The organism is Flagellimonas sp., from assembly GCF_965215805.1.
In the GTDB taxonomy this organism is placed as follows: Bacteria; Bacteroidota; Bacteroidia; order Flavobacteriales; family Flavobacteriaceae; genus Flagellimonas.
In genome coordinates this window covers 3882362-3908320 of record NZ_OZ244124.1, presented here as the reverse complement: position 1 = coordinate 3908320, position 25959 = coordinate 3882362, and the positions used below count along the sequence as shown (strand labels likewise).

The 25959-nt window shown below is 41.9% G+C and carries 20 protein-coding genes; 14 read left to right on the top strand and 6 right to left on the bottom strand.

Going from position 1 to position 25959, the window contains the following annotated elements; all coding sequences use genetic code 11:
- Positions 1 to 3: 3 nt before the first annotated feature.
- Both ACOOE0_RS17350 and ACOOE0_RS17345 read right to left on the bottom strand, forming a co-directional pair.
- A complete protein-coding gene (locus ACOOE0_RS17350) occupies positions 4 to 333 on the bottom strand; it encodes a PadR family transcriptional regulator (protein ID WP_097045933.1) in 330 nt (109 codons plus the stop codon).
- Between the two features lie 211 nt (positions 334 to 544).
- On the bottom strand, positions 545 to 1027 hold the full coding sequence (locus tag ACOOE0_RS17345; RefSeq protein WP_420400169.1) for a DUF4870 domain-containing protein: 483 nt from the start codon (positions 1025 to 1027) through the stop codon (positions 545 to 547).
- 247 nt (positions 1028 to 1274) lie between these two features.
- Between ACOOE0_RS17345 and ACOOE0_RS17340 the strand changes: the two genes are divergently transcribed.
- The 6 genes from ACOOE0_RS17340 to ACOOE0_RS17315 all read left to right on the top strand — a co-directional run bounded on the left by ACOOE0_RS17340 (position 1275) and on the right by ACOOE0_RS17315 (position 10090).
- Entirely contained in the window at positions 1275 to 1730 is a 456-nt protein-coding gene (locus ACOOE0_RS17340; RefSeq protein ID WP_420400168.1) for a DUF4442 domain-containing protein, read from the top strand.
- A gap of 238 nt (positions 1731 to 1968) precedes the next feature.
- Positions 1969 to 2715 carry a hypothetical protein gene (locus ACOOE0_RS17335; protein ID WP_420400167.1) on the top strand — a complete coding sequence of 249 codons (747 nt, stop codon included), beginning with the start codon at positions 1969 to 1971 and terminating at the stop codon, positions 2713 to 2715.
- The gene (locus tag ACOOE0_RS17330) at positions 2712 to 5489 is read left to right on the top strand and encodes a TonB-dependent receptor (RefSeq protein ID WP_420400166.1); all 2778 of its coding nucleotides are present in this window, start codon (positions 2712 to 2714) and stop codon (positions 5487 to 5489) included. Before ACOOE0_RS17335 ends, ACOOE0_RS17330 begins: the two co-directional genes overlap by 4 nt.
- Before the next feature lie 11 nt (positions 5490 to 5500).
- A complete protein-coding gene (locus ACOOE0_RS17325; RefSeq protein WP_420400165.1) occupies positions 5501 to 6682 on the top strand; it encodes a DUF4249 domain-containing protein in 1182 nt (393 codons plus the stop codon).
- Between the two features lie 47 nt (positions 6683 to 6729).
- A complete protein-coding gene (locus ACOOE0_RS17320) occupies positions 6730 to 8490 on the top strand; it encodes a hypothetical protein (protein WP_420400164.1) in 1761 nt (586 codons plus the stop codon).
- 22 nt (positions 8491 to 8512) lie between these two features.
- Positions 8513 to 10090 carry a PQQ-binding-like beta-propeller repeat protein gene (locus ACOOE0_RS17315; RefSeq protein ID WP_420400163.1) on the top strand — a complete coding sequence of 526 codons (1578 nt, stop codon included), beginning with the start codon at positions 8513 to 8515 and terminating at the stop codon, positions 10088 to 10090.
- Positions 10091 to 10127: 37 nt separating this feature from the next.
- Here ACOOE0_RS17315 and ACOOE0_RS17310 read toward each other — a convergent pair whose 3' ends face one another.
- Positions 10128 to 10781 (bottom strand): HAD family hydrolase, encoded by a 654-nt coding sequence (locus ACOOE0_RS17310; RefSeq protein ID WP_420400162.1) that lies wholly within the window; start codon positions 10779 to 10781, stop codon positions 10128 to 10130.
- A gap of 172 nt (positions 10782 to 10953) precedes the next feature.
- On the opposite strand from ACOOE0_RS17310, the gene ACOOE0_RS17305 reads away from it, so the two are divergent.
- From ACOOE0_RS17305 to ACOOE0_RS17290, 4 genes are all read left to right on the top strand, one after another.
- Entirely contained in the window at positions 10954 to 11751 is a 798-nt protein-coding gene (locus ACOOE0_RS17305) for a TIGR00266 family protein (RefSeq protein ID WP_420400161.1), read from the top strand.
- Positions 11752 to 11822: 71 nt separating this feature from the next.
- The gene (locus tag ACOOE0_RS17300; RefSeq protein WP_420400160.1) at positions 11823 to 12476 is read left to right on the top strand and encodes a DUF2461 domain-containing protein; all 654 of its coding nucleotides are present in this window, start codon (positions 11823 to 11825) and stop codon (positions 12474 to 12476) included.
- A 47-nt stretch (positions 12477 to 12523) separates the two neighbouring features.
- A complete protein-coding gene (locus ACOOE0_RS17295) occupies positions 12524 to 13108 on the top strand; it encodes an NUDIX domain-containing protein (protein ID WP_420400159.1) in 585 nt (194 codons plus the stop codon).
- A gap of 21 nt (positions 13109 to 13129) precedes the next feature.
- Complete coding sequence (locus tag ACOOE0_RS17290; protein ID WP_420400158.1) at positions 13130 to 13648, top strand: peptide-methionine (S)-S-oxide reductase; 519 nt, start codon at positions 13130 to 13132, stop codon at positions 13646 to 13648.
- On the opposite strand, the gene ACOOE0_RS17285 is transcribed toward ACOOE0_RS17290, so the two are convergent.
- Positions 13623 to 14909, bottom strand: a complete 1287-nt coding sequence (locus ACOOE0_RS17285) for a D-alanyl-D-alanine carboxypeptidase (RefSeq protein ID WP_420400157.1) — start codon at positions 14907 to 14909, stop codon at positions 13623 to 13625. The genes ACOOE0_RS17290 and ACOOE0_RS17285 overlap by 26 nt on opposite strands.
- 117 nt (positions 14910 to 15026) lie before the next feature.
- Here ACOOE0_RS17285 and ACOOE0_RS17280 point away from each other — a divergent pair, with 117 nt between their 5' ends.
- The gene (locus tag ACOOE0_RS17280; RefSeq protein WP_138834027.1) at positions 15027 to 15224 is read left to right on the top strand and encodes a hypothetical protein; all 198 of its coding nucleotides are present in this window, start codon (positions 15027 to 15029) and stop codon (positions 15222 to 15224) included.
- 76 nt (positions 15225 to 15300) lie between these two features.
- Here the strand turns inward: ACOOE0_RS17280 and ACOOE0_RS17275 are convergent, their stop codons facing one another.
- Positions 15301 to 16239 carry a LysR substrate-binding domain-containing protein gene (locus tag ACOOE0_RS17275; RefSeq protein WP_420400156.1) on the bottom strand — a complete coding sequence of 313 codons (939 nt, stop codon included), beginning with the start codon at positions 16237 to 16239 and terminating at the stop codon, positions 15301 to 15303.
- 165 nt (positions 16240 to 16404) lie between these two features.
- On the opposite strand from ACOOE0_RS17275, the gene ACOOE0_RS17270 reads away from it, so the two are divergent.
- From ACOOE0_RS17270 to ACOOE0_RS17260, 3 genes are all read left to right on the top strand, one after another.
- Positions 16405 to 18261 carry a sigma 54-interacting transcriptional regulator gene (locus ACOOE0_RS17270; RefSeq protein WP_420400155.1) on the top strand — a complete coding sequence of 619 codons (1857 nt, stop codon included), beginning with the start codon at positions 16405 to 16407 and terminating at the stop codon, positions 18259 to 18261.
- A gap of 176 nt (positions 18262 to 18437) precedes the next feature.
- Positions 18438 to 18992, top strand: a complete 555-nt coding sequence (locus tag ACOOE0_RS17265; protein WP_420400154.1) for an OsmC family protein — start codon at positions 18438 to 18440, stop codon at positions 18990 to 18992.
- A gap of 76 nt (positions 18993 to 19068) precedes the next feature.
- Complete coding sequence (locus ACOOE0_RS17260; RefSeq protein ID WP_420400153.1) at positions 19069 to 22527, top strand: 4Fe-4S binding protein; 3459 nt, start codon at positions 19069 to 19071, stop codon at positions 22525 to 22527.
- Here the strand turns inward: ACOOE0_RS17260 and ACOOE0_RS17255 are convergent.
- Positions 22505 to 25900 carry an ATP-binding protein gene (locus ACOOE0_RS17255; RefSeq protein ID WP_420400152.1) on the bottom strand — a complete coding sequence of 1132 codons (3396 nt, stop codon included), beginning with the start codon at positions 25898 to 25900 and terminating at the stop codon, positions 22505 to 22507. The two genes, ACOOE0_RS17260 and ACOOE0_RS17255, sit on opposite strands and share 23 nt — an antisense overlap.
- Positions 25901 to 25959 lie beyond the last annotated feature (59 nt).

Here is a 25959-nt window from a genome sequence, read left to right as displayed (position 1 = left end):
TTCTTATTTTGTGTTGGTTACCAGGTTAACTGCATTTCTTAGTTCATCCCAGGTACCGTTTAATTCGTTGAGAAACAATCGTCCTGTTTCGGTAAGGGCATAATATTTTCGGGGTGGGCCAGAGGTGGATTCTTCCCAACGGTAGTTGAGCAATCCAGCGTTTTTCAGCCTCGTTAACAGAGGGTATATGGTGCCCTCCACCACCAGCATCTTAGCGTCTTTTAAGGCTCCGAGTATTTCGGAGGCATACTTGTCCTTGTCATTTAAGATGGACAGAATGCAATACTCCAGAACCCCTTTGCGCATTTGTGCTTTTGTGTTTTCTATGTTCATAACTTCATGGTTCTAATTTTGCCGAACTAGGTTCGGGATCTGTTTAACTGTTCGTTTTTTGCTTCCGCCCAATCCCTCTTTGATGAGAAGAGGGAGCGGAAACGTTTTTTGATTGATTGACCCTTCGACTTTGCTCAGGGCAGATGTTTGATTGATGTTTTTTCGTTTTTTGATTGATGATTAAACTCCTAATATTTTGATTGATGTGATGTTACTTTATAAATTTTATGGTGATGGGATATTTAAAAGTCTCCCCGTCATTTGTCTTGATGGTGGCCAAGATGGTGTAAACCACATTGATCACAACTAGGGCCGCCTGAAGCAGCCCTGTGATACCCACCGGCCAAAAGAACCGACCGAACCGAAAATCGTCGCTATCAAAATGGATGTTCAAATTGTTCAGGTCATTTAACCGATGAAAGCCCAAGAAATTCCAGTCAAATAGATCAGGCAAAAACCCGATAAAAAATGGAATGCTTACCAATCCAACTATTATGGAATACAACAGCATACTAATTTGAAAATTAAGTGCCTGTTTACCATTGTAATCCACAAATGCATACTCCTTTTTATTGGCCGTCCACAAGATCAGTGGTAGAATAAAATTCCCAAAAGGAATAAAATACTTGGAAAAAGTGGACGCGTGTATGATCGCGGATAAATTTCGTTCGTGTTTGGTTAATGTTGTTGCCATTTTTAATTGATGATTTTGCAATTTTTCATTCTGAACTTGTTCCAGAATTTCAACTAGGTTGGTCCCAAATTTGGATGGGAGTCCGAAGCAAGTTCGGGTTGATGACAAGCATCACCTATTAGCTTACAATGCAAATATATGTCTAAAAGATGGTACTATGCAAAACAAAGTACTATAAATTAACATATATTTAACAAATAGAACTAACGATTAATTTGGTTATTTTTAACCGACCAAAACAGAAGTCATGGCTCTTAGTCCCAGTAAATTCAATACATTCACATTTTTTAAACTACCAGCCGCGTGGTGGTGCGGTGTACGCCTTACCTATATTGACGAGCAAAAGGCGGTAACCAGCGTAAAGCATAGATGGTTCAATCAGAATCCTTTTAGATCCATGTTTTGGGCCGTTCAGGGCATGGCTGCGGAGTTAAGTACGGGGGCTATGGTCATTCGTCAAATCCAGAAAAGTGGTAAAAACATTTCCATGTTGGTGGCCAACAACAAAGCTGCTTTTACAAAAAAGGCCACAGGAAGGATAACTTTTACCTGTGAGGATGGGCATTTAATTGAAGAGGCAGTTCAAAAAACTATTGATACAGGGCAGGGGCAGACCTTTTGGATGAAATCGGTGGGCGTAAATAAAGATGGGATAGAAGTCTCTACCTTCCATTTTGAGTGGACAGTCAAAATCAAATCTTAGCCGCCTTATACGCTTTTTCCGTTCTTATTGTTTGATTTAAGGGCTCGAAATAGGCCATAGTTGTCCCAAAAGCGTTGGTTTTGTGGGATAAAACGTTATTCGTCTAAACTATTTTCTTTGCACAGCTTTAAAAGCTACATTAGAGTAATCGAAAAACGGTCATGATTTTCACCTCATCTTTCTGTCTTGCCGAGCGGCTTGCATGTTACCATGGTAGTTGCTTTTTCAATAAAATGTCATGAAGGAAACTAGGACAATTCCAATAGCGTTTGCAATGTTCCTTTTCTTCGGAGGATGGGCTTTGGGGCAATCTTCCATTCAAGACAAAGACCACTACAATTGGTTAGATAAAACCACTGGTATTGAAAATACCAACCTACTGGAGGGAACTTTGACCGTAGAGAAATATGGGGCAGTTGATGGAACCCATAAATTCTATGCATCCAATGACTACCTAAAAGGATATATTGTTTTTGATGGAGAGACCTATTTCGATGTTGATATGAAATATGACCTCTATGAAGATGAACTTTTGCTCCCATTACGCAGTGATGCGCAAGTGCAGTTGTTGAAATTGGTCAAGGAGAGAATTTCTGAATTTGTTATCGACGGACGCAGATTCATTGCAGTTATCCATAAGGGGGAAGGTCAAGCCAAGGTGACTTCTTTTTATGAAGTGTTGACCGAAACACCTTTGTTTAAACTCTTGAAAAAACATAAAAAGGTTGGTTTTGCCAATTACAAAAAGAACCTAGTGCGCTATAAATTCGTTAGCAAGAATACCTATTACGTTAGCTATGGAGAGCACTTGACCGAAATCAAAAACAAAAAAGATATACTCCGAATTTTCCCCGAAGCCAGGAGTGCGTTGAACAAACAATCCTTTGACTATCTCAAAAAAAACAGCAGGGACGAGTATTTCATTAAGATGATAGATCTGATACACCAACAACTGTTACCCAACAAAAGCACATCAGTAGAATGAAATATATACTAAGTGCTTTATTGATCTTGGGATTTTATTGTGGATTTGCACAGGAAATTGACGAGCAATTAAGTTTGTCCTTTGACAACATATCCATGAAGGAGGCGGTAGTTCTACTTCAAGAAAGCACGGACTATACCTTTTATTATGTGGACGACTGGTTGGATACCCGTTCAATTTCCAAAAGTTATGCTGGAATGTCCATCAATGAAATTCTAAACGACCTTTTCGCCGATACCAACCTTAACTATCATATTATGGATGGCAAAAGGGTGGTGCTTACCAAGGGAAGTATTATTTATGATGCGCTTCCTGAAAACTTCTTTCCTAGTTCGGAGGAACAAACTACCGATTCAATGGTTGTGGAAAGCATTGATGCCAGGGATATTATGCCCATCCTACAAGGAACGGAGCAAGGAGGAACGCGACAAACGAGAGAAATTGTCAAAATTGGGAAGGAGGATAGAAACAACCCAAATCGATTTGCGACCCTTCAAGGGTATGCCATTAATTCGGTTACCCAACAGCCTATTCAGGGTTTAGCCCTAGTGGTCAAAGGAAGTGGTCAAGGTACAACCACTAATGCCCAAGGGTTTTACAGCATACGTTTGCCAGTGGGAAGACAGCAGATAGAGGTTAGTGCGTTGGGCTATAGAGGAGAGCTAAGAGAGTTGATTGTTTACGGTGATGGACAGTTGAGTTTTGATCTTACAGAGAGTTTCGAAGTATTGGACGAAGTGGTAGTGGAAGGGGATAGGAATAGGAATATTGAGGAAACTATTGGAGGTGTCCTGCAAATTGAAATCAAGGAAATAAAAAATATACCCTTGGTATTGGGGGAAAGGGACATCTTTAAAGTGGCCACCACTTTGCCCGGGGTCACCACTGCTGGGGAAGGAGCATCCGGATTCAATGTACGAGGGGGAAAAACCGACCAAAATCTCATCCTGTTGGATCATGCTGTCATTTATAACCCTTCCCATTTCTTTGGTCTTTTTTCGGCAATCAATCCATTTACCTCCAACAACGTGGATATCTATAAAGGGAACATCCCGGCTGAACATGGGGGAAGATTGTCCTCGGTATTTGACATTCACACCAAAGACGGAAACGACCAAAAATTCTCTGGGGAGGCTTCCATTGGTCCTGTGACCGGTAATCTAACCTTGGAAACACCGCTTATCAAGGACAAATCATCACTTTTAGTGGGGGGCAGGGCTACTTATTCCAATTGGATTTTACGCTCCCTTGAAGATGAGGACCTAAAAAACAGTGAAGCTTCATTTTTTGATGTGATTGCCAAATACAACTATAAGATCAATAAGAACAACGATATAAAAGTGATGGGGTATTATAGCAGGGATGCCTTTAATGTGACCAGGGATTCCTTGCAGACCTACAGCAATCGTTCGGTATCACTACAATGGAACCATAAGTTTAGTGACAAGAGCAAAGGAGATCTCATATTTACAAATAGCCAGTACAAGTTCGATATAAACTTTGACGCCAACTCGGTGGGTGATTTTGATTTGAAGTACGATATTGAAGAGACCTTGCTAAAGTTGAAAATGAAGTATTTATACAATGCTTCCCATAATTTTGACTATGGAATTTCCGGAAAACTCTACAATGTAAATCCAGGAAGTATTGAACCTTTGGCCAGAGAATCCATTGTTGATCCCGTTTTTTTACCCAAGGAAAAAGGCCTGGAGGCCGCCGTGTTCCTATCCGATGATTTCAAAATAAATGATAGGTTATCCATTAATGCCGGTTTACGGTATTCCTGGTATGCAGCTTTGGGGGAATCAGCGCAGCGAATCTATGCAGACGGCCAACCCAAAAGTGAGGAAACCCTTGTGGAGACCCAAACTTTTGACAATAATGAGGTAATCAAATCTTATGGTGGTTTGGAGGCCAGGTTGTCAACTCGATATTTTTTGACTCCAAGTCTTTCGGCCAAGGCCAGCTACAACAACACTTTCCAATATGTGCATACCTTGTCCAACAATACAACCGCTTCTCCAACGGATACTTGGAAACTATCGGACATCAATATAGAACCCCAACGAGCTGATCAATTTGCCTTGGGACTACATAAAAATATCAACGACAACGAGTACGAACTAAGTATTGAAAGCTATTATAAAAAGTTCTCCAACATATTGGATTATAAGACCGGAGCCAATCTTTTGCTGAACGAGACGGTGGAGACCAATGTCCTTCAGGGGGATGGCAAGTCCTATGGAGTTGAATTGCTGATAAAAAAGAACCAAGGCAAGGTAAATGGGTGGCTAGGTTATACCTATTCACGTTCCCTAATCAAATTTGATGGGAACTTGGAAGAAGAGCGAATAAATGGGGGGGAATATTTTTCTTCCAATTTTGATAAGCCCCATGATCTTAGTTTGGTGACCAACTATAAATTTAACCGGCGTTTTAGTCTTTCGGCCAATTTTGTGTATCAGACGGGAAGACCGGTGACCTATCCTGTTGGCAATTATGTGTACGAGGGCAAGGAATACACTTTTTATAGTGACCGAAACAAATTTAGGATTCCGGATTACTACAGATTGGATGTCAGTTTTAATATCGAAGGAAACCACAAAATCAAAAAGTTTGCCCATAGTTTTTGGAATATATCAGTGTACAATGTGTTGGGAAGGAACAACCCGTTTTCCGTATTCTTTGTAACTGAAGAAGGGCAAATCAAGGCTTATAAAAGCTCCATTTTTGCCATTCCAATACCAACCATCACCTATAATTTTAAGTTTTGACACAAGGAAAGATGACATATAAGGCCCAGTTTGGCACGCTAAGAATCACAATCTTGGTTCTTCTAGTAGTTGGCATTTATGGTTGTGTAGAATCTTTTGTGCCCGAAACTGAAACTTTTGAGGATGCTTTGGTCATTGAGGCGACTCTCACCAATGAGGTGAAACAACAGGAAATATTGTTGAATCGGGCATTTCGTTTGGAAGACTTGGTTCCAACACCAGAGGTCAATGCCAGTGTGACCGTGGTGGACGACCTTGATAACCAATACGAATTTCAAGAGGTAACCCCGGGAACCTATGGGTCAGTAACTGAATTTGGAATTGTTCCTGGTAGAACCTATCAGTTGACGGTAACCACCAGGGATGGGCGTACGTATGAATCGGATCCGGTTTTGGGGCTGGAACCTACCCCCATTAACAATTTAACGATATCCAGAACAACCAATGAAGGAACGGAGGGTATTGACATATCAGTGGAGTACGACAATACCCAGCTTTCAAAGTACTTGCGATACAAATTCGAAGAAACATATAAAATAGTTGCACCTTCTTGGAGTGGGCAAACCCTAAGGATCCTAGGGGGTGAACTTGTAGTTTGGCCAATAGAAGGTGATGTGGGGCGTACCTGTTACAATACCGATTTATCCAACGATATCATCTTGAACAGGCCTCAGGAGTCCAACTCAGGTGAGGTGCAAAGGTTTTCATTGCGATTTATCGATAGAGATAATTTCATCTTATCGCATCGCTATAGCATTTTGGTCAAACAAATGGTCATCTCCCAGGAATCGTACAGCTATCTGGAGACATTGGAAGAATCGACTGCTGAAGGCGATTTGTTTTCTCCAAGTCAGCCTGGATTTTTTAGCGGGAACGTCCGCTCAACAAGCAATACAAATGAAAAAGTGCTTGGATTCTTTCATGTGGCAACCGTAGCATCCCAAAGGATCTTTTTCAATTACAACGACTATTTTCCAGAAGAGGACTTACCGCCATATGTAGATGCCTGTTTGCCATTTATTGCTCCTTTGGTTACCCACGACGGGACTCCGGATATTTTTGATTTATTGGCCGAAGATTCGGTGCGCTACCATAGTACCGCTCCAAGCGGAGATATTGCCGTTGTTTCAACGGTTTGTGCAGATTGTTCTGTAATGTGGGAAACTACCGTACCTGAATTCTGGGAAGAATAACTAGTATGAATAAAAAGTATTTCATAAAAGAAATTTTTACACGCTCGATGGTAGTTATCATACTATTGATACCCAGCATCATCAATGGGCAGGCTATGATATCAAATAGCGACAATAAAAACTTGGTATCGGAAAATAACCACCAGGAAACGGTATACCTCCATCACAACAAATCCTTATTATTTGCTGGGGAACAGTTATACTATAAAGTATATGCCTTAAAATCTGAATCCAACACCCTTAGTACTTTTAGTAAAATGGCCTATGTGGAGTTGATTGGGGAGAATGGGGAATTAGTTTTCCGCCATAAGATTAGACTGAAGAATGGAGTGGGTCAGGGTGAGTTTTTTATTCCGGTAACTGTACCCTCAGGAAACTATAAACTTATAGGATATACCCAATGGATGAAAAATTTTGGATTGAACCACTTTTATAAAAGTGATATTGGCCTGATCAATCCATTCCAAAGCAATCAGGAGGCCATCGTGCAAAACAATCAGGATTCCATTCCACCGTCAACAAAGACAACTGAGCACACAGATCTACAGGAGAATTTGGAACCCAACCCATTCTTCTCTTTTGAATTGAGCAAAAAAGAATTCAGGACTCGGGAGCGGGGCTCATTGATTGTTAGGTCTCTACAGAAAGGAACACCCAAGGGGAGCTATTCAATTTCCATTCGCAAAGTGGATTCTCTGGGTGGGCCACAGCCGTCTTCAGCCCAGTTGTATGTAAAAAAACACAACTCCCAATCTGAATTGAAGCATAGTTCCCTAAACCCGAACTATTTACCGGAACTAAGGGGCGAATTAATCTCGGGAACAATCACCCCCAAGGATCCCAGTTTTGCAATGGAAGAAGAAGAGATGGCATTATCTATTCCAGGTAAGCAGTTTGTCCTTAAACTAACGCGGACCAATTCGGCGGGGGAATTCTATTTTAACCTAAACCAAGCGTACTTGAACAGCAAGGCCTATGTTCAAATTTTGGGCGAGAACAGGGACAAATACAATCTTCAAATCACTGAACAACCTGCTATAGATTATGGAGCGGTACAATTCAACAAGCTACAGATTTCACCAAAGATGACGGATTTGATTTTGAAGCGGAGTGTTCATAATCAGGTAGAAAATGCCTTTATCGAATTAAAGCAGGATACGATTATGCCCATTATTCAGACATTGCCCATTTATAGAACCTTCTCTAAAATATATGATTTGGATGACTATACCCGATTTTCAACTGTTAGGGAGACGGCATCTGAAGTCTTGGAGCATGTATGGGTGTCAAAGCAAAATGATGGGCAAGAAGTCCTCAAAGTTAGGAGTGGGGAAGATGACGTAGCCTCAAATCTTTTGCCGTTGGTACTGATGGATGGGCTGCTGATTCAAAACCATTCGGATGTCATTGATTTTGATGCTAAAAGAATTAAGAGAATCCATATTTCACGGGAAGATTGTGTGGTAAACTCCATTATTTATAATGGAATCATAGCCATGGAAACATTGGAAGGTAGCTTTCCAGGGGAATTCAGCAGGGATTACATCAAGGATGTGGAACTATTTGCTCCTCTGCCTATAAAAAAGTACTTCAACCAAAAATACCAGCAAGCCACAAGACCTAACACAGACCAAATCCCCGATTTTAGGGAACAGTTGTTATGGTTGCCCCAGGTGGTTTTGGAATCCGACACCCCTCCAATAGAATTTTACACTTCAGATGTGGTAGGTAACTATGAAGTGTCCTTCGAGGGGTTTACGGAACAGGGAAACCCGATTTCTTGGAAAGAAACCTTTGTGGTCAAATAAATTATCCTAAATAACCAATGGCATGATCAAAACCCTATACTTTGCACTTTCTTTATTATGCTGCACGATTTTGCAAGCCCAAAAAAGTGATAACTGGCCTCAACCTGCGGGACCCAACGGTAACTGGATGATAAAAACAGAGGGCAAAGTGCCCACCGAATTCAGTGTAACCACCGGGAAAAACATTCTGTGGACAGCAGAATTGCCGGAAGGTGGTCAAAGCGGTATTACCGTTTGGGAGGATAGTATTTTCTTGACAGTTATGAGCCCCATTTTTGAGGTGCGAGAGGGACAGCCCATAAAAGGAGCGAATATTTTGGCCTTATGTATAGGTGCCAAGGATGGGAAGATTCTTTGGGAAAGGGAGCTAAAAGGGAGTGCTCAAAGTGAATACATGTACGGATTTAGTGATTCTTCAACTCCCGGGCCCGTAACCGATGGAAAATATGTTTGGTTCTTCAATGCCAGTGGTAATCTAAGCTGCTTTGATTTTAAGGGTAACCTGATTTGGGAAAGAACTTGGAATCCGGTAGAGGAGTTGGACGGGGTACATTTTCCATTTAACAAGCAGTTTGAACCCTTTTTAACTGGGGACTTGGTGATAAATATGGAGACCTATTGGAAAAAAGATGAAGAGCGGGTTTACGGTTGGAACTACCTATATGGAATTGACAAGAAAACGGGTGAACAACGATGGATATCGGAAGATGGGCTTACGCATTATAATACCCCTGTTATGTCCACGACCATTGAAGGAAAACCTGCAGCTTTAGTTGGTAGGGGAGGGCACCACGATGTTCCAGAAACCCCTGTTGGATATTCCCTGATCGATTTGGAAAATGGAAATCGGATATGGAAATACGACGCAGATGAAGGACTTGCTTTGTACAATGCCACTTGGAATGAAGATTACGCAGTCTGGTATACGGAAAAGGAATGTGCGGTCCATTTGGTGGATTCCAAAACGGGGAAACTTCAACGAAAAGTGTCTTTGACTGCGAATGCTGACGTTAGATTGTATGATACTGCCCGAGGTTCTTATACACTCCAAGAAAGCGTGGATATCCAAAAGGGCTTGGGAATCAATGTGTTCCCGGCTTGGTTTACTAACATCATTGTGGAGGACAAACTTTATTTTCTTTGTTTCAAATCAGGGAACTATCGAAAGAACATAGGACCGGATTATACAATGGCCAGGGTAGATTTAAAGTCTGGGAAGGCCGAATATTTGCAGGTTCCAGTGCAAGTGGCATATAAAGGCGGAACCAAATCCTATATATGGAACCAAGAACTTACTACGGAAACCATTAATAGTAGAGGTTTGGATGTCTCCAATGACAAAAGATCCCGAAGGGATGGTTGGCACTGGAATTTCAATGGCAACCCCATCGTTGTCAATGGCAAGATTTATTTCACCACTATGTTGGGAGTGGTGTACTGCATAGATACAACAACAGATGTTTTTGATGAAAGTGCTTTGATAAGCTTAAATGATTTGGGTCCCAAGGGAAAGGCATGGTCCGTTAATACGCCTACATACGCAAACGGGAAACTCTACCATAGAACATTGAAGCAGCTCATTTGTATTGGGGAGAAATAATATTGGAACAGAAGTTTGGGCTGGCGTCCTCCATAGATCAAATTTCAAGGATGTTCTGGTCTAACTCCGTGAAATCTGATATTATGGGATGGTTCCAATGGCTATAATCTCCATTGACTGAATTGACGATTACGATTTTTTCCGCTTTTGCATTTTCAGCTGCAGCTATACCCGATGGGGAATCCTCAAATATAAGGGTCGAATTTGGATGGACTCCGATGGTCTGCATAGCCTTAATGAAAATTTCCGGGTTCGGCTTACTTTTAATTGTACCGTCGCTATAGACAATTTGGGAGAAATCAAAATATTTGCCAAGATTCAAATACTCAAAGTAAAACTCCAGATTATACAGATCGGAGGCTGTAGCAATAGTATAAGGTATTTCTTTATCCGCCAAGTATGCTATAAAGTTGACGGCTCCCGGTGCCAACTGCATCTTGGATTTTAAGCAAAGTGTTTGGTAAATATCCTCCTTTTCAACACTTAGTTTTTTAATGTCATCCAGAGTCAATTCTTTGGAAAAGAGATTGGTCAATATTTCTTGATTGTTTTTACCGTGAATTTTTTGATCTTTTTCTTTATCGCTTAACTTTAAGGAATGTTTGTCCAAAAAAACATCCCATGCCTGATTGTGAAGATGGGTGTCAAAAAATAATGTGCCATTAAAATCAAAAATCACCCCCTTAACCATAAAAACTGTTTTTAATATTCATTGATGTTACGGAAATTATTTAAATCGAATAAGTTTTGCCCAATAACAAGTATTGGTGTAACATAATCCAAAATTGAACAACTTATAACATATAGAAGAACAAATCTAGAAGTAAATTTTTCTAACAGACATTTAAATTCAAACCAAAGAGATGAACGCACACGAAATAGATTATGACATTTACGGGGAGGAAATGCAATATGTAGAGATAGAGCTTGACCCCCAAGAGGCCGTAGTAGCAGAGGCCGGAAGCTTTATGATGATGGACACCGACATTAAAATGGATACCATTTTTGGAGATGGGTCAGGTCAGGATTCTGGAGTATTGGGGAAACTGTTCTCTGCAGGAAAAAGGCTATTGACCGGTGAAAGTTTGTTTATGACGGCCTTTTTAAACATCGGACAAGGCAAGAAGAAGGTAAGTTTTGCATCTCCCTATCCAGGAAAAATTTTGCCTATAGACTTATCAGAAAAAGGAGGCAAATTCATTTGTCAAAAAGACGCCTTTTTATGCGCAGCCAAGGGGGTGTCCGTCGGAATTGAATTTTCCAAACGACTGGGGCGTGGCTTATTTGGCGGTGAAGGTTTTATCATGCAAAAGCTGGAAGGAGATGGATTGGCTTTTGTGCATGCAGGCGGAACCATGGCCAAAAAAGAACTGGCTCCCGGGGAGGTACTTAAAGTGGACACTGGATGTATAGTGGGCTTCTCCCACACCGTTGACTACAATATTGAGTTTGTGGGTGGTATTAAGAATACCGTATTTGGCGGCGAGGGACTTTTCTTTGCCACCTTACGCGGCCCTGGAACCGTCTATGTCCAATCCTTGCCCTTTAGCAGATTGGCCGGAAGAGTATTGGCTTCAATTCCCCGTGGAGGAAAAGACAAAGGGGAAGGAAGCATTTTAGGTGGTCTGGGTGACATTGTGATGGGGGATAATCGGTTCTAGACAGAAGACGCAAGACAAAAGACATTAGACAAGCGCAAAATAGTTTTATTTTAGTCCTTCAATAACTTTGAATGGATTTTTCAGAACTATTCGACTTCCTTACCCAACTTCAAAAAAACAACTCCAAAGAATGGATGGATGCCAACCGAAAGTGGTATAGAACTTTACGGAATGAATTCGTTGTTTGGTTGGACGATTTGGACTTGACGATGTCGCACCTACATGATGATTATTACCCCACCCCAGGTAAAAAAGGCATCAACCGAATCAACAACAACTTAATGTTCCACCCACATAAGCCCATTTATAAAGATCACTTTGGGGCAGGTTTGGACAAAGCACCCAATACAGCGGATTTTTACATAGAGGTTGGGGTAAAACAATGTTTGTTGGCAGGGGGATTTTGGCGACCAGACCCTAAAACCCTTCGTAGTATTCGCGATGGGATTGATTACAATGGGGAGGAGCTACAGGAGATTTTGGACAGACCAAGCTTTAAGGAGCTTTTTGGGAGTTTGTACGAGGATGAAAAATTGACCAATGCCCCCAAAGGATTTGCCAATGATCATCCACATATTGACCTTCTGCGAAACAAGACCTTTGCCGTGGTGCATGAGATGAAGAGGGAAGAAGTATTACGGGACGATTTTAAAGAGAAAATTAAAATAGTTTATTTGGAGATGCTTCCCTTTCGCCGATATTTGAACAATGCAGCATCCGTTTAATATAATAGCTTGCTTCCGTGCAACCCGCAACCCATAACCCGTAACCTATGAAAAATGGAACCGTAAGAAACGTAAGCAAAGAATTGCTCTCGGACAATTGGTATACCCTCAACAAGGTCACTTTTGAATATCATCGGGAAGATGGCGAATGGGAAACCCAGATTAGGGAAGCCTATGATCGCGGGAACGGGGCGGTAATTTTGTTGTATAACAAGGAAAAGAAATCGGTGGTATTGACGCGCCAATTTCGAATGCCTACTTATTTGAACGGCAATACCAATGGGATGATGATTGAAGCCTGTGCAGGTATTTTGGAAAAGGGCAATGCGGAACAGACCATACGAATGGAAGTCGAAGAAGAAACAGGCTACAAGATTGATACAATTGAAAAGGTATTTGAATCTTATATGTCCCCAGGTTCAGTCACGGAAATTCTTTACTTTTTTATTGGGCAATACCATGAGGAAATGAAAGTAGGTGAGGGTGGTGGCGCTGAAGATGAGACCGAGAACATTGAAGTGTTGGAAATGACATTTAAGCAGGCACTTGAAATGATGGGCACTGGTGAAATTCGGGATGCCAAGACCATTATGCTCTTGCAATATGCTCAAATACATAAGTTATTCGATTAGCAGTTTTACGACCAATAGGGCATGGATATCAAGAAAATTGCCTTGGGCGGGGGCTGTCACTGGTGCACCGAAGCTGTTTTTCAGTCCTTGTTGGGTGTGGAAAAGGTGGAACAAGGATTTGTTGCCCCAAAACTTGAATTAAATGCTTTTTCAGAAGCGGTGATTGTCTACTACAATCCAAAGCTGATTCCGTTGAAAGATTTGATAGCCATCCACCTACATACACATAAGAGTACAAGCGATCATTCCTTTCGAAAAAAATACCGATCTGCCATTTACGCTTTTACGGAAGAAGAAATAATCGAATCCAAAACCTTTTTGGAAGAGCTACAGCAGGATTTTGAAGAAAAATTAATAACGAAAGTGTTCCGTTTTGGAAACTTTAAACCCTCCGAAGTCCAGTTTCATGATTATTATTTTAACAACCCCAACAAACCTTTCTGCGAAACCTATATTTCTCCAAAACTGCAACTGCTAATGCAAAAATTCGGAGGATTGGTCAATCGAGAAAAAGTCAATACTTCTCATGAATTGACTTAAGGGTTTCAAAGATATACGTTCGGATGTCATGCGATGGTACCCTAAAATGGTTGTTCATAAAACTGAAAATGAATACTGATCCCGATTTGGTCTTGAGGTACCCACTAAGGTTGTAATGATTCCCAAAAGAACCGGACTTTGCAAAAATAAAGGGTTGTAGACCTGGATGTTTCCAAGCGTCCACGGTACCCGTGGCATCCCACGTAGGAAAAAGTTGGAACAAACGCTCTTCAGGGATTTCGTTGTGTAATTTTTTCAAAATATGCACCAGGGAATTGGGTGTAAAAAGATTGTAGCGGGATAGTCCGGAACCATCAACCCATCGCGGCTTGTGTGGTAAGTCGCTCAAATACTCGTCCAACATTGTATTGATAGCAGTTTTGGTGCTCAAGGTATCCGAGAGGGTAGAGGAGGCCAGCATTAGGATTTGCTCCGCTAAAAAATTGTCGCTTTTATGCATCATCCGTTTGTAAATGGAATCCATGGGAATTCCGTATAAAATTTCCTTGGGCCCTTGCGGAAATTCATCAACCAAAGCAACATCCTTTCCCAAAATGTCCTGTAATAATCGCTGGGTAATATCAATATCGATTATAAATGGAACTTCTATGGTGTCTGTGATCTTAGGATTCAGATAAAATTGATTCTGGAACTCTTCCCTTCGGAATTGTGTCTCTTTGGTTAGAACACTATCCGAAAACAATTCAGGAGATGCTTTAAATGTTGGAACATTGAACAAGGTCACCACATTTCCATATAGCGGAAGCGCACTTTTTTCTGGGGAGAAATAGGTATCAAAGTCTTCCCAAGCCCAACCTGGCCCATATCTATTCTCGGAAGCATTATACGGGTGCCAAAGAACGGTGTTGTGTTTCTGAATTAAGTCGATAGCGGTACTGTCCTTAAAATACGGGTGGAGCAAGCTGGGGTCTCCCGTTCCTTCAAAGTATAGAGTATCGTTTTGGGAGATGTACTTCAATGTTGGGACTTGCTGCGGTAAAAATTTAGTACCGGTATAAAGGGTTACAATTTTGGTATTACTGGCAGGAGTAAAATACCGATCGCCAAGGTGGTTGTAAACTTCCTTTTGCTTATCAATATTAAAAACAACCAAACTGTGGAAAGAACGGTTGAGCGGTGAAGATTCCAATTTGGATTCAAAACTGGCAAAGCGGGAAGAAGAGCAGCTGACAAGCAAGAAAAAGACTACGAAACTTTTGATTGCTAGATAGTTAACTCCTTGATTGTATGGACGGTACATTTTACGTTTTATCGATTTTAACACGAAATTATTTAATTTTTAACTCAGAGGTCATGCTTTGCTCCGTGTTTTTTTCATAATTTAGGTGGACAACCTTTTAATCCAAATCATAGTTATATGCCAAGAGCAATGTTAGATTACACCAAAACCGTCCTGCAAAAGGTTAGTTTTGATGCTAAGCTATTCGCTAAAGAACTCAAAAAAGCCGTTTCAAGGTTATTACCAAGTGAAATTGAAGAACTTAAAATCTGGTTGCAATATTTTATATTAGATAAACCAGAATTGCAACCGACGTTACTGTTGATAAAAGCGTAACAAGAAAGAGCCGTTTTATGTAAAACGGCTCTTTCTTTTATGACCACTTTCCAAAATTGTTTTGGCCATACATTCCTTATTTGGCCAAAGGACTTATAATCTTAACATCCTGAAAGGCAATGGCCCCTTTTACGATGCTGGAAATTACCTCTTTCAACGCCTCCGTTATTTGAATCTTCAATTCGCTTTTGTGGTAGATCAAACTTATTTCCCTGGCAGGTGATGGATTTTTGAACGGGCGCAATTGGTTAACTTTTTTTGAATCCAATTCCAAGGTATTCAAGTAGGGCAACAGTGTCATTCCCATCCCTTCGTCCGAAAGACTCACCAAGGTTTCAAAGCTTCCGCTTTCAATTTTAAAATGTTCCTCTTGATGGTTCTTGGGTGTTTTGCAAAGATTGATTACCCCGTCCCTAAAGCAATGGCCATCCTGTAGCAAGAGGATATCATTGACATCCAAATCCTCAGTTCCCAATTCTTTATGGCTTGCCAAACGGTGATTGCTAGGGACATAACCCACAAAAGGTTCGTAATACAACGGACGTTCCTTGATAAATTCAATTTCAAGGGGCGTGGCCGCTATTCCCGCATCCAAATGGCCATCCAATATATTCCGAATCAAAGCCTCCGTTGGTTGTTCCTTTATGATCAGGTTGACCTTGGGATATTTTTTAATAAAAGTATTCAGGAACATGGGAAGCAAAGTGGGCATTACCGTCGGTATGATCCCAATGGTATAATCCCCACCTATAAAGCCCTTGTCCTGATCAACAATATCCTTGATGCGCTCGGCTTCAGCCACAATGTTTTTGGCTTGGGCTACAATTTTTTGGCCTACATCGGTGATGGTTATGGGCTTTTTGCCCCGATCAAATATCAAAATATCCAACTCGTCCTCCAATTTCTGAACCTGCATGCTCAAAGTAGGTTGGGTAACATAACTCTTTTCGGCAGCAAGGGTGAAATTTTTGTGTTCGGCAACGGCCAGGACATATTGTAATTGGGTAATGGTCATTAATATAAATTTTAGATATAAATGTATAAAAAACCATCAGTAATATTTATAATATAAAATTAGAAAATAGGAGTTCCATCAAATTCAATTGGCAACCATAGTCCAGTATCTGTCTTTGGATTCAAAACCGTATATTTAATTGGTACCTAACCAGCCATTTACAGCATGACCGATTCAGATCTAAATCAACAGCAATGGGTAGATTTCCTGAAAGAAGTGACTTTCTTTTCAGAAGTTGGGAAGTCCTCGTTGCAACAGCTCTGCAAACATCTCCAAAAAGAACATTTTGATGCTGATGACCGCATTATCCACAAGGGCGATGTTGGTGATGCCATGTATGTTATTTATGAGGGCAAGGTAAAAGTGCATGACAAGGATCACCTATATATTACACTATCCCAATCTGAATGTTTTGGTGAGTATGCCCTTATTGATGATGAGCCTCGTTCTGCTTCGGTAACGGCAATGGAGGAAACCACCCTTCTTAAAATTGGGACCGCCCATTTTGTGGAATTAATTACCACGGATAGAGGATTTGCCCAAGGGATTTTGTCCGTTTTGATCAAAAGGCACAGGGAACTTGATATTATTCAAGAGCGGTTGACGGTGTCCAAAAGGGATTTGGAACTGGCCAATTCCAAGATGATGGGTTTGATCAATGGCGCTATGGATGCCATCATCATGTTTGATAGCAACTTTCGGATTTTGGTCGCCAATGCGTCTGCTAAGGAAATTCTGGAAAATGAGGATGTCATCCAGAGAAACATCCTGTTTTTTATGGACGAAGAAAGCGCGCATCTACTGGAAAAATTGGTATCAGAGGATTTGGATGGTGAAGGGAACGGTATGAACACCTATCTGCCCAAGGTGGTCAAGGTGATTGGTTCCAAGGAAACAGCAACCCTTAACGAAGGCACTATAAGTAGGTACGGTAACGAAAAAAAATCGTTCTACACCCTTATCCTTAGAAACATAGATGAGCGGTTACAGGCGGAAAACAAAATCAATTCCTTGAAGAACCAGACCCAGTATTTACAGGAAGAAATCAAGGAACTGACCAGTGGTTATGGCATCATAGCCAAGCATAGATCCATGAAAAAAGTACTTGACTTGATAGAACGGGTGGCACAAACGGGAGCCACTGTTTTGATTCAAGGTGAGACAGGAACAGGTAAAGAGTTGGTGGCCAGGGCCATCCACATGGCCAGTGATCGCCATGAAAAACCCTTGATAAGGATCAATTGCGGAGCCATCCCTGAAAACCTAATAGAAAGTGAACTTTTTGGTCATGAAAAAGGTGCGTTTACTGGAGCTACGGCAAGCAGAAAAGGGAGGTTCCTTTTAGCGGATAAGGGTACCATTTTTTTGGATGAGATAGGGGAGTTGCCACTTGCCCTCCAACCCAAACTGCTTAGAGTGATTCAAGAAGGTGAATTTGACCCAGTGGGGAGTTCGGATACGGTGAAGGTGGACGTACGGATTATAGCTGCAACCCATAGAGACTTGTTGCAATTCTCCAAGGAAGGGAAATTTAGGGAGGATTTGTTTTATCGGCTCAATGTGTTTCCCATTCAAATTCCAGCATTGCGGGATAGGGGGTCGGATGTCTGTTTGATTGCCAACCAGATCATGGGGCAATACAGTGGTAAGCTAAATAAAGAGATCAATCTACTTACCAAGGAAGAGGAGCAGCTTTTTCTCAATTATTCGTGGCCCGGAAATGTCAGGGAATTGCAGAATCTGGTTGAACGTGCCATTATAGTTTCTCAGAATGGGCAGGTAGATTGGGAGAGTATCATCCCAAATGCTTTGAAAGAGCAAGCCACGGAACTGAGCACCGAGGGGGACTACATTTTTACTTCGCAAGAATGGGTGACCATGGAAAAGGAAAATATTCTAAGGGCTTTACGGAAAACCAACTGGAAAATATCGGGCGAAAAGGGTGCTGCAGTTTTACTGGGATTGCCTCCAACCACATTAACTTCAAAAATTAAGGCTCTGGGGATAACAAGACCGGTGTAAATTCACGAGATTTCATAATTATTCTAACGACATTTCGCCAATTCACGAAATATCGCTACATACATCTTTTTAATAAATCATTGTAATTATTTGATAATAAGATTGTTATGATTTTTGGCACGCCAGATGCATCTTCTATGGCAAATGCGAAATAATTAATCTTAAAAACAAAAAAAATGATTACAACAGCAAACATTAAAAACGGAGTAAACGTAGATCAATTGGTAGAAACCATCAATCACGTTCAAGAAGATCCATCATTGGCCAAATTTGAGTTTAGGGCCAAAACCAATTGGATCGAGGGAGGTCACTGTGTGACCAGCATCAAAGATTACTATGGTGTAGGTAGCGAGCACACGGAGAGAAGCAAGGATTCTTTTACCATGGAAGCCGACCACGTAGAGGTACTTTTGGGTCAGGATAAAGCACCCAACCCTGCTGAAACCGTATTGCATGCTTTGGGATCCTGTCTTACAGGAGCCATGGTTTACCATGCCGCTGCCCAAGGAATTGATATTGAAGGTATGGAGTCCTCTTTAAATGGAGGTTGCGACCTTCACGGATTCTTGGGACTTGACCCTGAGGTTAGAAAAGGATTCAACGGAATTACCGTAAAATTCAAAGTGAAATCTGATGCTTCTGAAGAGCAACTACGAGCGCTTTCACAATTCTCGCCTGTGTTTGACATGCTTACCAACCCAACTCCGGTTTCTATCGAGTTTGAAAAGTAAGATTGAAATAAGCCGCCCAAACGGGCGGCTTATTCACTTTGCATAACCCAATAGCCTTCCTAGCCATCTGTCTCTCATGAAAGAACAACAATACATCATCGTAAATGGAAACCAAGCTGCAGCACATGTGGCTTATCGGATTAACGAGGTATGTGCCATTTATCCTATCACACCAGCTTCGGAAATGTCCGAATTGGCGGAAGCTTGGAGTGCGGATGAACAGGAGAATATTTTTGGAGGCGTTCCATCCATCATTGAAATGCAAAGCGAAGGTGGAGTAGCGGGTGCCATGCATGGGGCGTTACAAACTGGAGCACTTTCCACAACTTTCACGGCATCACAAGGGCTTCTGCTCATGATGCCCAATATGTACAAAATTGCGGGTGAACTGACACCCAATGTCATCCATGTGGCCACAAGATCAGTGGCTACACACGCCTTATCGGTTTTTGGAGATCACAGCGATATCATGGCAGTCCGTAATACGGGATATGCCTTTTTAGGGTCGGCATCTGTACAGGAAGCAATGGACTTTGCCTTGATTTCACAAGCTGCAACCTTGGCTTCAAGAATCCCTTTTGTTCACTTTTTTGATGGGTTTAGAACCTCCCATGAAACTTCCAGAATTGAAAAGGTCAATGATCATGTGATTCATGCCATGGTCAACAACGAACTTATCAAAGCTCATAAGAAAAGAGCGCTCAGCCCTAACAATCCATTTGTGAGGGGAACTTCTCAAGGGCCAGATGTTTTCTTTCAAAGTAAGGAAGCTGCCAATCCTTATTACAATGCTTGCCCACAAATCGTTCAGGATCAAATGGATGATTTTGCAAAACTTACCGGAAGACATTATCGCTTATTTGATTACGTGGGACATCCTAAGGCCGAACGAGTGGTTGTTGCCATGGCATCAGCAACGGAAACCTTGGAGGCAGTCATTGACCAACTTAATGGCCAAGGAGAAAAAATAGGATTGGTTAAGGTCCGTCTTTTCAGACCTTTTAGCACCAAACATTTGATTCAAAGCCTTCCTGATACTTGCAAGGCCATTGTTGTTCTCGATCGCACCAAGGAATCAGGTGCTACAGGGGAACCGCTGTATTTGGATGTACTTCAGTCCGTGGTTCAATCCTTTGGGACCAAGTTTAAGATACTTCCAAAAGTGGTGGGCGGACGTTATGGTCTTAGTTCCAAGGAATTTACACCATCCATGGTCAAAGCCATCTTCGATAACTTAAAACAAGAAGAACCAAAAAACAATTTCACGGTTGGAATAAAGGATGATGTTACCCAGACGAGTCTTCCGATTAACCAAGAATTGCAAATCCAGGGAAAGTATTATCAAGCTTTGTTTTATGAAACTAAGAGTGCGGATACGCAACGGCACTTTAATGCTGGAATAAGCTTGTTGGGGAGCTGTACAGATGCAAATGTTCAGGGATACACTGAATGTGATTATAAAAAATCCAGTTCCAGAAGTGTTTCCAATTTACGGATTTCAAAATATCGGATTAAAGCTCCCTATCTTATCCAGGATGCAGACTTTGTTGCCTGTGATTCGGTTCAATTTCTAAAGTCCGATAATGCCCTGAAGCGGATAGCACAAGAAGGAACCTTGCTTGTGAATTCCGAGCTTTCACCAGAGGCCTTTTGGGCCGATCTACCTTTCAAAATTCAACACCACATCCAACAAAAGAATGTTACCCTATATCTAGTTAACTTAAAAGCACTTCCAACCAACTTAATGGTAAATGGATATACGATTTCCGCGCTGCATGCGTGTCACTTTGCAATGAAAAAAGACTTTCCCAATAGCTTGTTTTCAACGGAATTGAAGGAGAGTATTGCCCTAGTGGATACCACTGAAATTACGACTGAGGAAGGTGCATTTTTACATGAAGATGAAGCGTTTGCCAAAACACTTTTAGGCAGCCTCTTGGCAGGACGCGGGAATGAGATTCCAACAAGTATGTTACCTGTGGATGGTACTTACGAAAGCGGAACATCAAACTATATAACTCGAAATTCCAAAGAAGGAATCCCTGTGTGGGATACTGACCTTTGTACACAATGTGGAGCCTGCAGCATGGCCTGTCCACAAGGGGCATTGCGGATAAAAGCTTATGAAGTTGACCATTTACAAGGTGCATCTGAAAAATTTAAATCCATTCCATTTTTGGAGGAATTGGAAGGGATGGATTTGCTTAACTACACCGTTCAGGTTAGTCCAGAACAATGTACCTCCTGTAATAATTGTGTGGATGCTTGTCCGGTAAAAGCTTTGGTGGTGAATGCCAACCCTTCCAAAACAGAAACTGAAAGAAAAAATTGGGAATTTTTCAGCAAGCTCCCAGAAATGGACCGTACGAAAATTGATGTGACCAAAGTTTCACAACAACAATTGCAAGAACCTTTGTTCAAATACCCTATGGGAGTGGATGGATGTGGGGAAGCCCCTTATCTGAAACTGTTGTCCCAGTTATTTGGAGATCGTATGTTGGTGGCGAACGCTACGGGAGCAAGTTCTATTTTTGGCGGAGCCTTGCCAACCACGCCATGGTCCAAAAATGCAGCGGGCAGGGGACCTGCCTGGTCCAACTCCTTGTTTGAGGACAACGCGGAATTTGGGTTGGGCTTTCGTTTGTCCTTGGACTATCAGGAAAAACAGGCCAAAAATTTACTATTTAAGTTGGGGGATGTCCTTGATTCCGAATTAGTGGATTCGATATTGGGCGCCTCCCAAAATACAGAGGCTGAAATCCTTCAGCAAAGACAACGGGTAGAGAAACTAAGAAAAGTATTATCTCCATTGGAACAATCCGAAGCAGGAGTACTTTTAGGTTTGCTGGACAGTTTGGTTAAACAAAGCGTTTGGATTGTTGGCGGGGACGGATGGGCGTATGATATTGGTTACGGCGGATTGGATCATGTGTTGGCTTCAGGCAAAAACGTAAACATTTTGGTCTTAGACAACGAGGTTTATTCCAATACGGGAGGGCAAATGTCCAAGGCAACCCCTTTTGGGGCTTCCGCCAAGTTTGCGGCAAAAGGTAAGCTCAAACAAAAGAAAGACCTGGGTATGTTGGCCATGGGGTACGAAGATGTATATGTAGCTTCCGTGGCAATTGGTGCAAATCAGGAACAGACTTTAAAAGCATTCTTGGAAGCGGAGCAACACGATGGTCCGTCAATAATTCTGGCGTACTGCCACAGCCCTGCCCACGGCATTGATATGCGCCACCCATCCCAATACCATAAAGCTGCAGTGGATTCCGGTCAATGGTTATTGTATAGAAACAACCCTAACAGAACAGCGGACGGATTAAATTCTTTGGAATTGGATTCTGACGAACCTTCCATGGCCATTTCTGATTATTTGAGGATGGAAGGGCGTTTTGACGTGCAATTTGAAATGCATCCAGCCCATGGGGAAAGTTTTATGGAAAAAGCTCAGCGGGCAGTAGATGAAAGATATCTAAATTATAGGGCGAAAGAGAGTAGGGAGCCTATGCTTATTTCTCATCCATTACCGTAGTGGATTGCCAGTTGCCTGGAGCTCCGGAAATGGCATAGATGCTGGCTTTGTTCTGAAAATACTGGACCACGGAGTCGTTCGGGTTTTTGGATAGGACCGCCTCAAAAGCTTCAGTGGCTTCTTCAAACTTTTGGTCAAAGAATAGTTTAACTCCTTTTTTATAGTCTTTGAGGGTCTCCAGCTTTAGGGAAATACTGGCAATACTGTCCCCATCTATACACTCGTAGATACCCATGGCCTTTTGCTTGCCTTTGACCTTTACTTTGCCCAGATATCTAAAATTAAAACCGCTGGAATCTTTCATGGACTTCAGACAACTTTCACTAATGATGATGTTGGCTCCATAGTGCTTGGTGACCCCCTCCACTCGGGCACCACTGTTTACCGTATCGGCAATTACAGCTGGGTCATTTCTTTTGGAATCCCCAATTATTCCCATGACCAAGGGGCCTGAATGCAATCCCATACCAACCGTAATGGGTCGGTATCCTTTTTCTTCCATTCTTCGCTTGTTGTATAGCGCCAGTGTCCGTTGCATTTCAATAGCCGCGTCCAAGGCATTCTCTGCACTTTCTGGAAAGAGGGCCATAATACCATCACCCAAATATTGGTTTACAAAGCCTTGGTTTTCCTTGATTATTGGTCCCATCCGCCCGACATATGCATTGACAAATTTGAAGTTTTGTTCAGGAGTCATGGTTTCCGCCAAAGGCGTGTAATCCCTAATATCGCTAAACAGCACGGTGACATTCTTTTCTATGTGGTCGCCGAGCTTTACATCCGTAATGGATTCTTTTCCAACGGAGTGTACAAATTCCATGGGTACAAATTTGGAGGTGGCACGATGGATGGTGTTCAGATTGATATGCGTTTTGATACGACTTAGCAGTTCATTTTTGGAAAACGGTTTGGTCAAGTAATCGTTGGCTCCCGCATCAAATCCTGTGACCAACTCATTAACCCGATTTTTGGCTGTCAGCAGAATAATGGGCAGTTCACTTGCTGGGATATCCTCCCTGATTTTCTTGCAGACCTCATATCCAGACATGCTTGGCATCATTACATCTAGAAGAACAAGGTTAAATGGAGTTTCGGATTCCATGGCTTTCAAAGCCTCTTTACCGGAACTTACTTCTACCACGGTATATCCGGCCACGGTCAAATGGTTCTCCAGAACACGTCGGTTCACAGGCTCATCATCCACCACAAGAATTCTGAGGGATTCCTTGTTGGAACCAGGCTGTATTGATTTTACATTCTCCTCGTCATTGTAACTGTTCAAGTTCTGAACAAAATCCAAGGTGGACTTGTTTTTCTTTTTTAGCTCCTTCCGTTTGGTTTTACTCAATGGTAGCGTAAATGTAAAAATGGAACCCTTGCCTTGTTCAGAGGTCGCTTCAATGGTGCCTCCGTGAAGTTCTACCAATTGTTTGGTAACCGAGAGACCCAGGCCAGTACCGCCATACTCCCTCTGGGTAGAACCATCACCTTGCTCAAAGGAGTTGAAAATGGTCTCTAGCTTGTTCTCGGGAATTCCAATTCCTGTATCGGAAACGATAATGGATAGCATCTCCTTTTTGGTTTCGGCCAGTAGGGTGATATATCCCTTTGGGGTAAACTTGATGGCATTGCCAATGAGATTGTGCAAGATTTGCTGTAATCGGTTTTCATCGGCATCAACTAAGGGAATTTCTTTGGGAATGGAATTAATGAGTTTTATTTTTTTGTCTTGGAGCAAGGGTTGGGAAAGCTGCAAAACAATATTGGAAACTCCATGGACATCCACGGGGCGCAAGGCAAGCTCCAAATCTTGGTTCTTAAGTTTGGAGAAATCCAAAATGTCGTTCACCAAATGGGACAATCTTCTGCCACTATTGGCAATCATATCCAGGTTATCCATGGCGGTTTTTGGAAGCTTTCCCGCAATCCCATCCTTTAAGGATTCCGTGAGTCCAATAATACCTACCAAAGGAGTGCGTAGCTCATGGGAGGTGTTGGCAAGGAACTCGTCCTTGAGCTTGTCAATTTTTTGAAGTTCAGATACACGTTGTTTTTCTATTTCGGTTCTTTTCCGCTCTTCTTCGATGACTCTTTTCTTTTCCTGGTCTGCCTGCTTAACGCGCTGCGCATGCTTGTAGCGGTTAAATACAAACAAGAGCACCAAGAAACCAGCAATGGAAACACCAATGATGATATTCCTTAGAGTGGTTTGCTGTTTGAGTTTCAGATCGTTGATTTCTGCGTCTTTTTCCAAAGCTGCGATGGCATCTTGCTTCTTCTCCGTATCAAATCGTACTTGTAATTCCTCTATTTGTTTGGATTTTTCAGTATTGAACAGACTGTCCTTGACCGTGACATATTTGTTTCTAAAATTCAAAGCGTTTTGATAGTCTCCCTTTTCCTCATATAGTTGGGACAGTAGGCCATAATTTTTCTGAAGCTGGGCCTTGGCCCCCATTTCTTCAGCGATCTGAACGGAAGTAAGCAGACTTTCCTCTGCGGTATTAAATCTTCGGAGCGCTATGTTGACCGCACCGATTTGCGTATGGCTTTCGGAAAGACCCATACGTTGTCCCAGTTTTTCCCGAAGTGCCAGCGCTCTATTGTGATACTCCAAGGACTTGTTGTATTCCTTCTGAAAGGCAAAGACCTTTCCCAAAGCTTCATAATCATAGGCCATGCCCCACTCACTGTTCGTCTCTTGATCCAGAGCCAAGGCTCGATTTAAGAACTCTAAGGCAAGGGGATATTCCTTGGACTGCATATGGGTATCCCCAATGTTGAAAAGACAGTTGGCCATTTCTGTTTTGTCCCCCAAATCTGTAAAGATGTCCAACGCTTCTTGGTAGGATTGCATGGCTTCGGCCTTTTTGCCTGTGTTCTTAAGGATTTCGCCAATGGCATTAAGAATGGTCGCTATGCTAAATGGGTCGTCATGTTCTTCATATATTTTTAAGATGTCATAGTATATTTCTAGGCTTTTCTCCGCGTTGCCCAAATCATCCAGAATCACGGCCTTTTGGTACAAGCCATTGGCCAAATCAAAAGGTTTATCCGTCCTATGTTTGTAATCAAGGTATTTATCTATGTAGTCCAAGGCAAGGTTATAGTCCCCGTTTTGTCTTGCCAATACAGCATATTGGTAATAGGCGAGGTAGACACCCCATTCTATACGTGCTTTGGTACTAATGGTGTGAAAACTGTCGATGTGTTTTTTGGCGAGTTCGGCGTTACCACGATTATTGATGTATTCCCAAGAAATGTTTTTTAAGATCCCGATGCGGGCAGAATCTGAGACGGCTGATGGATAGAGCCGTTGCAAGCTATCAATAACACTTTCTTGTCCCTGTAGTCCAATTGCTAGAAGGAACAATACCACGGTTATGGAACAGTACTTTTTAATGATTGTGGTTTAAAGGTTGATTAACAGCT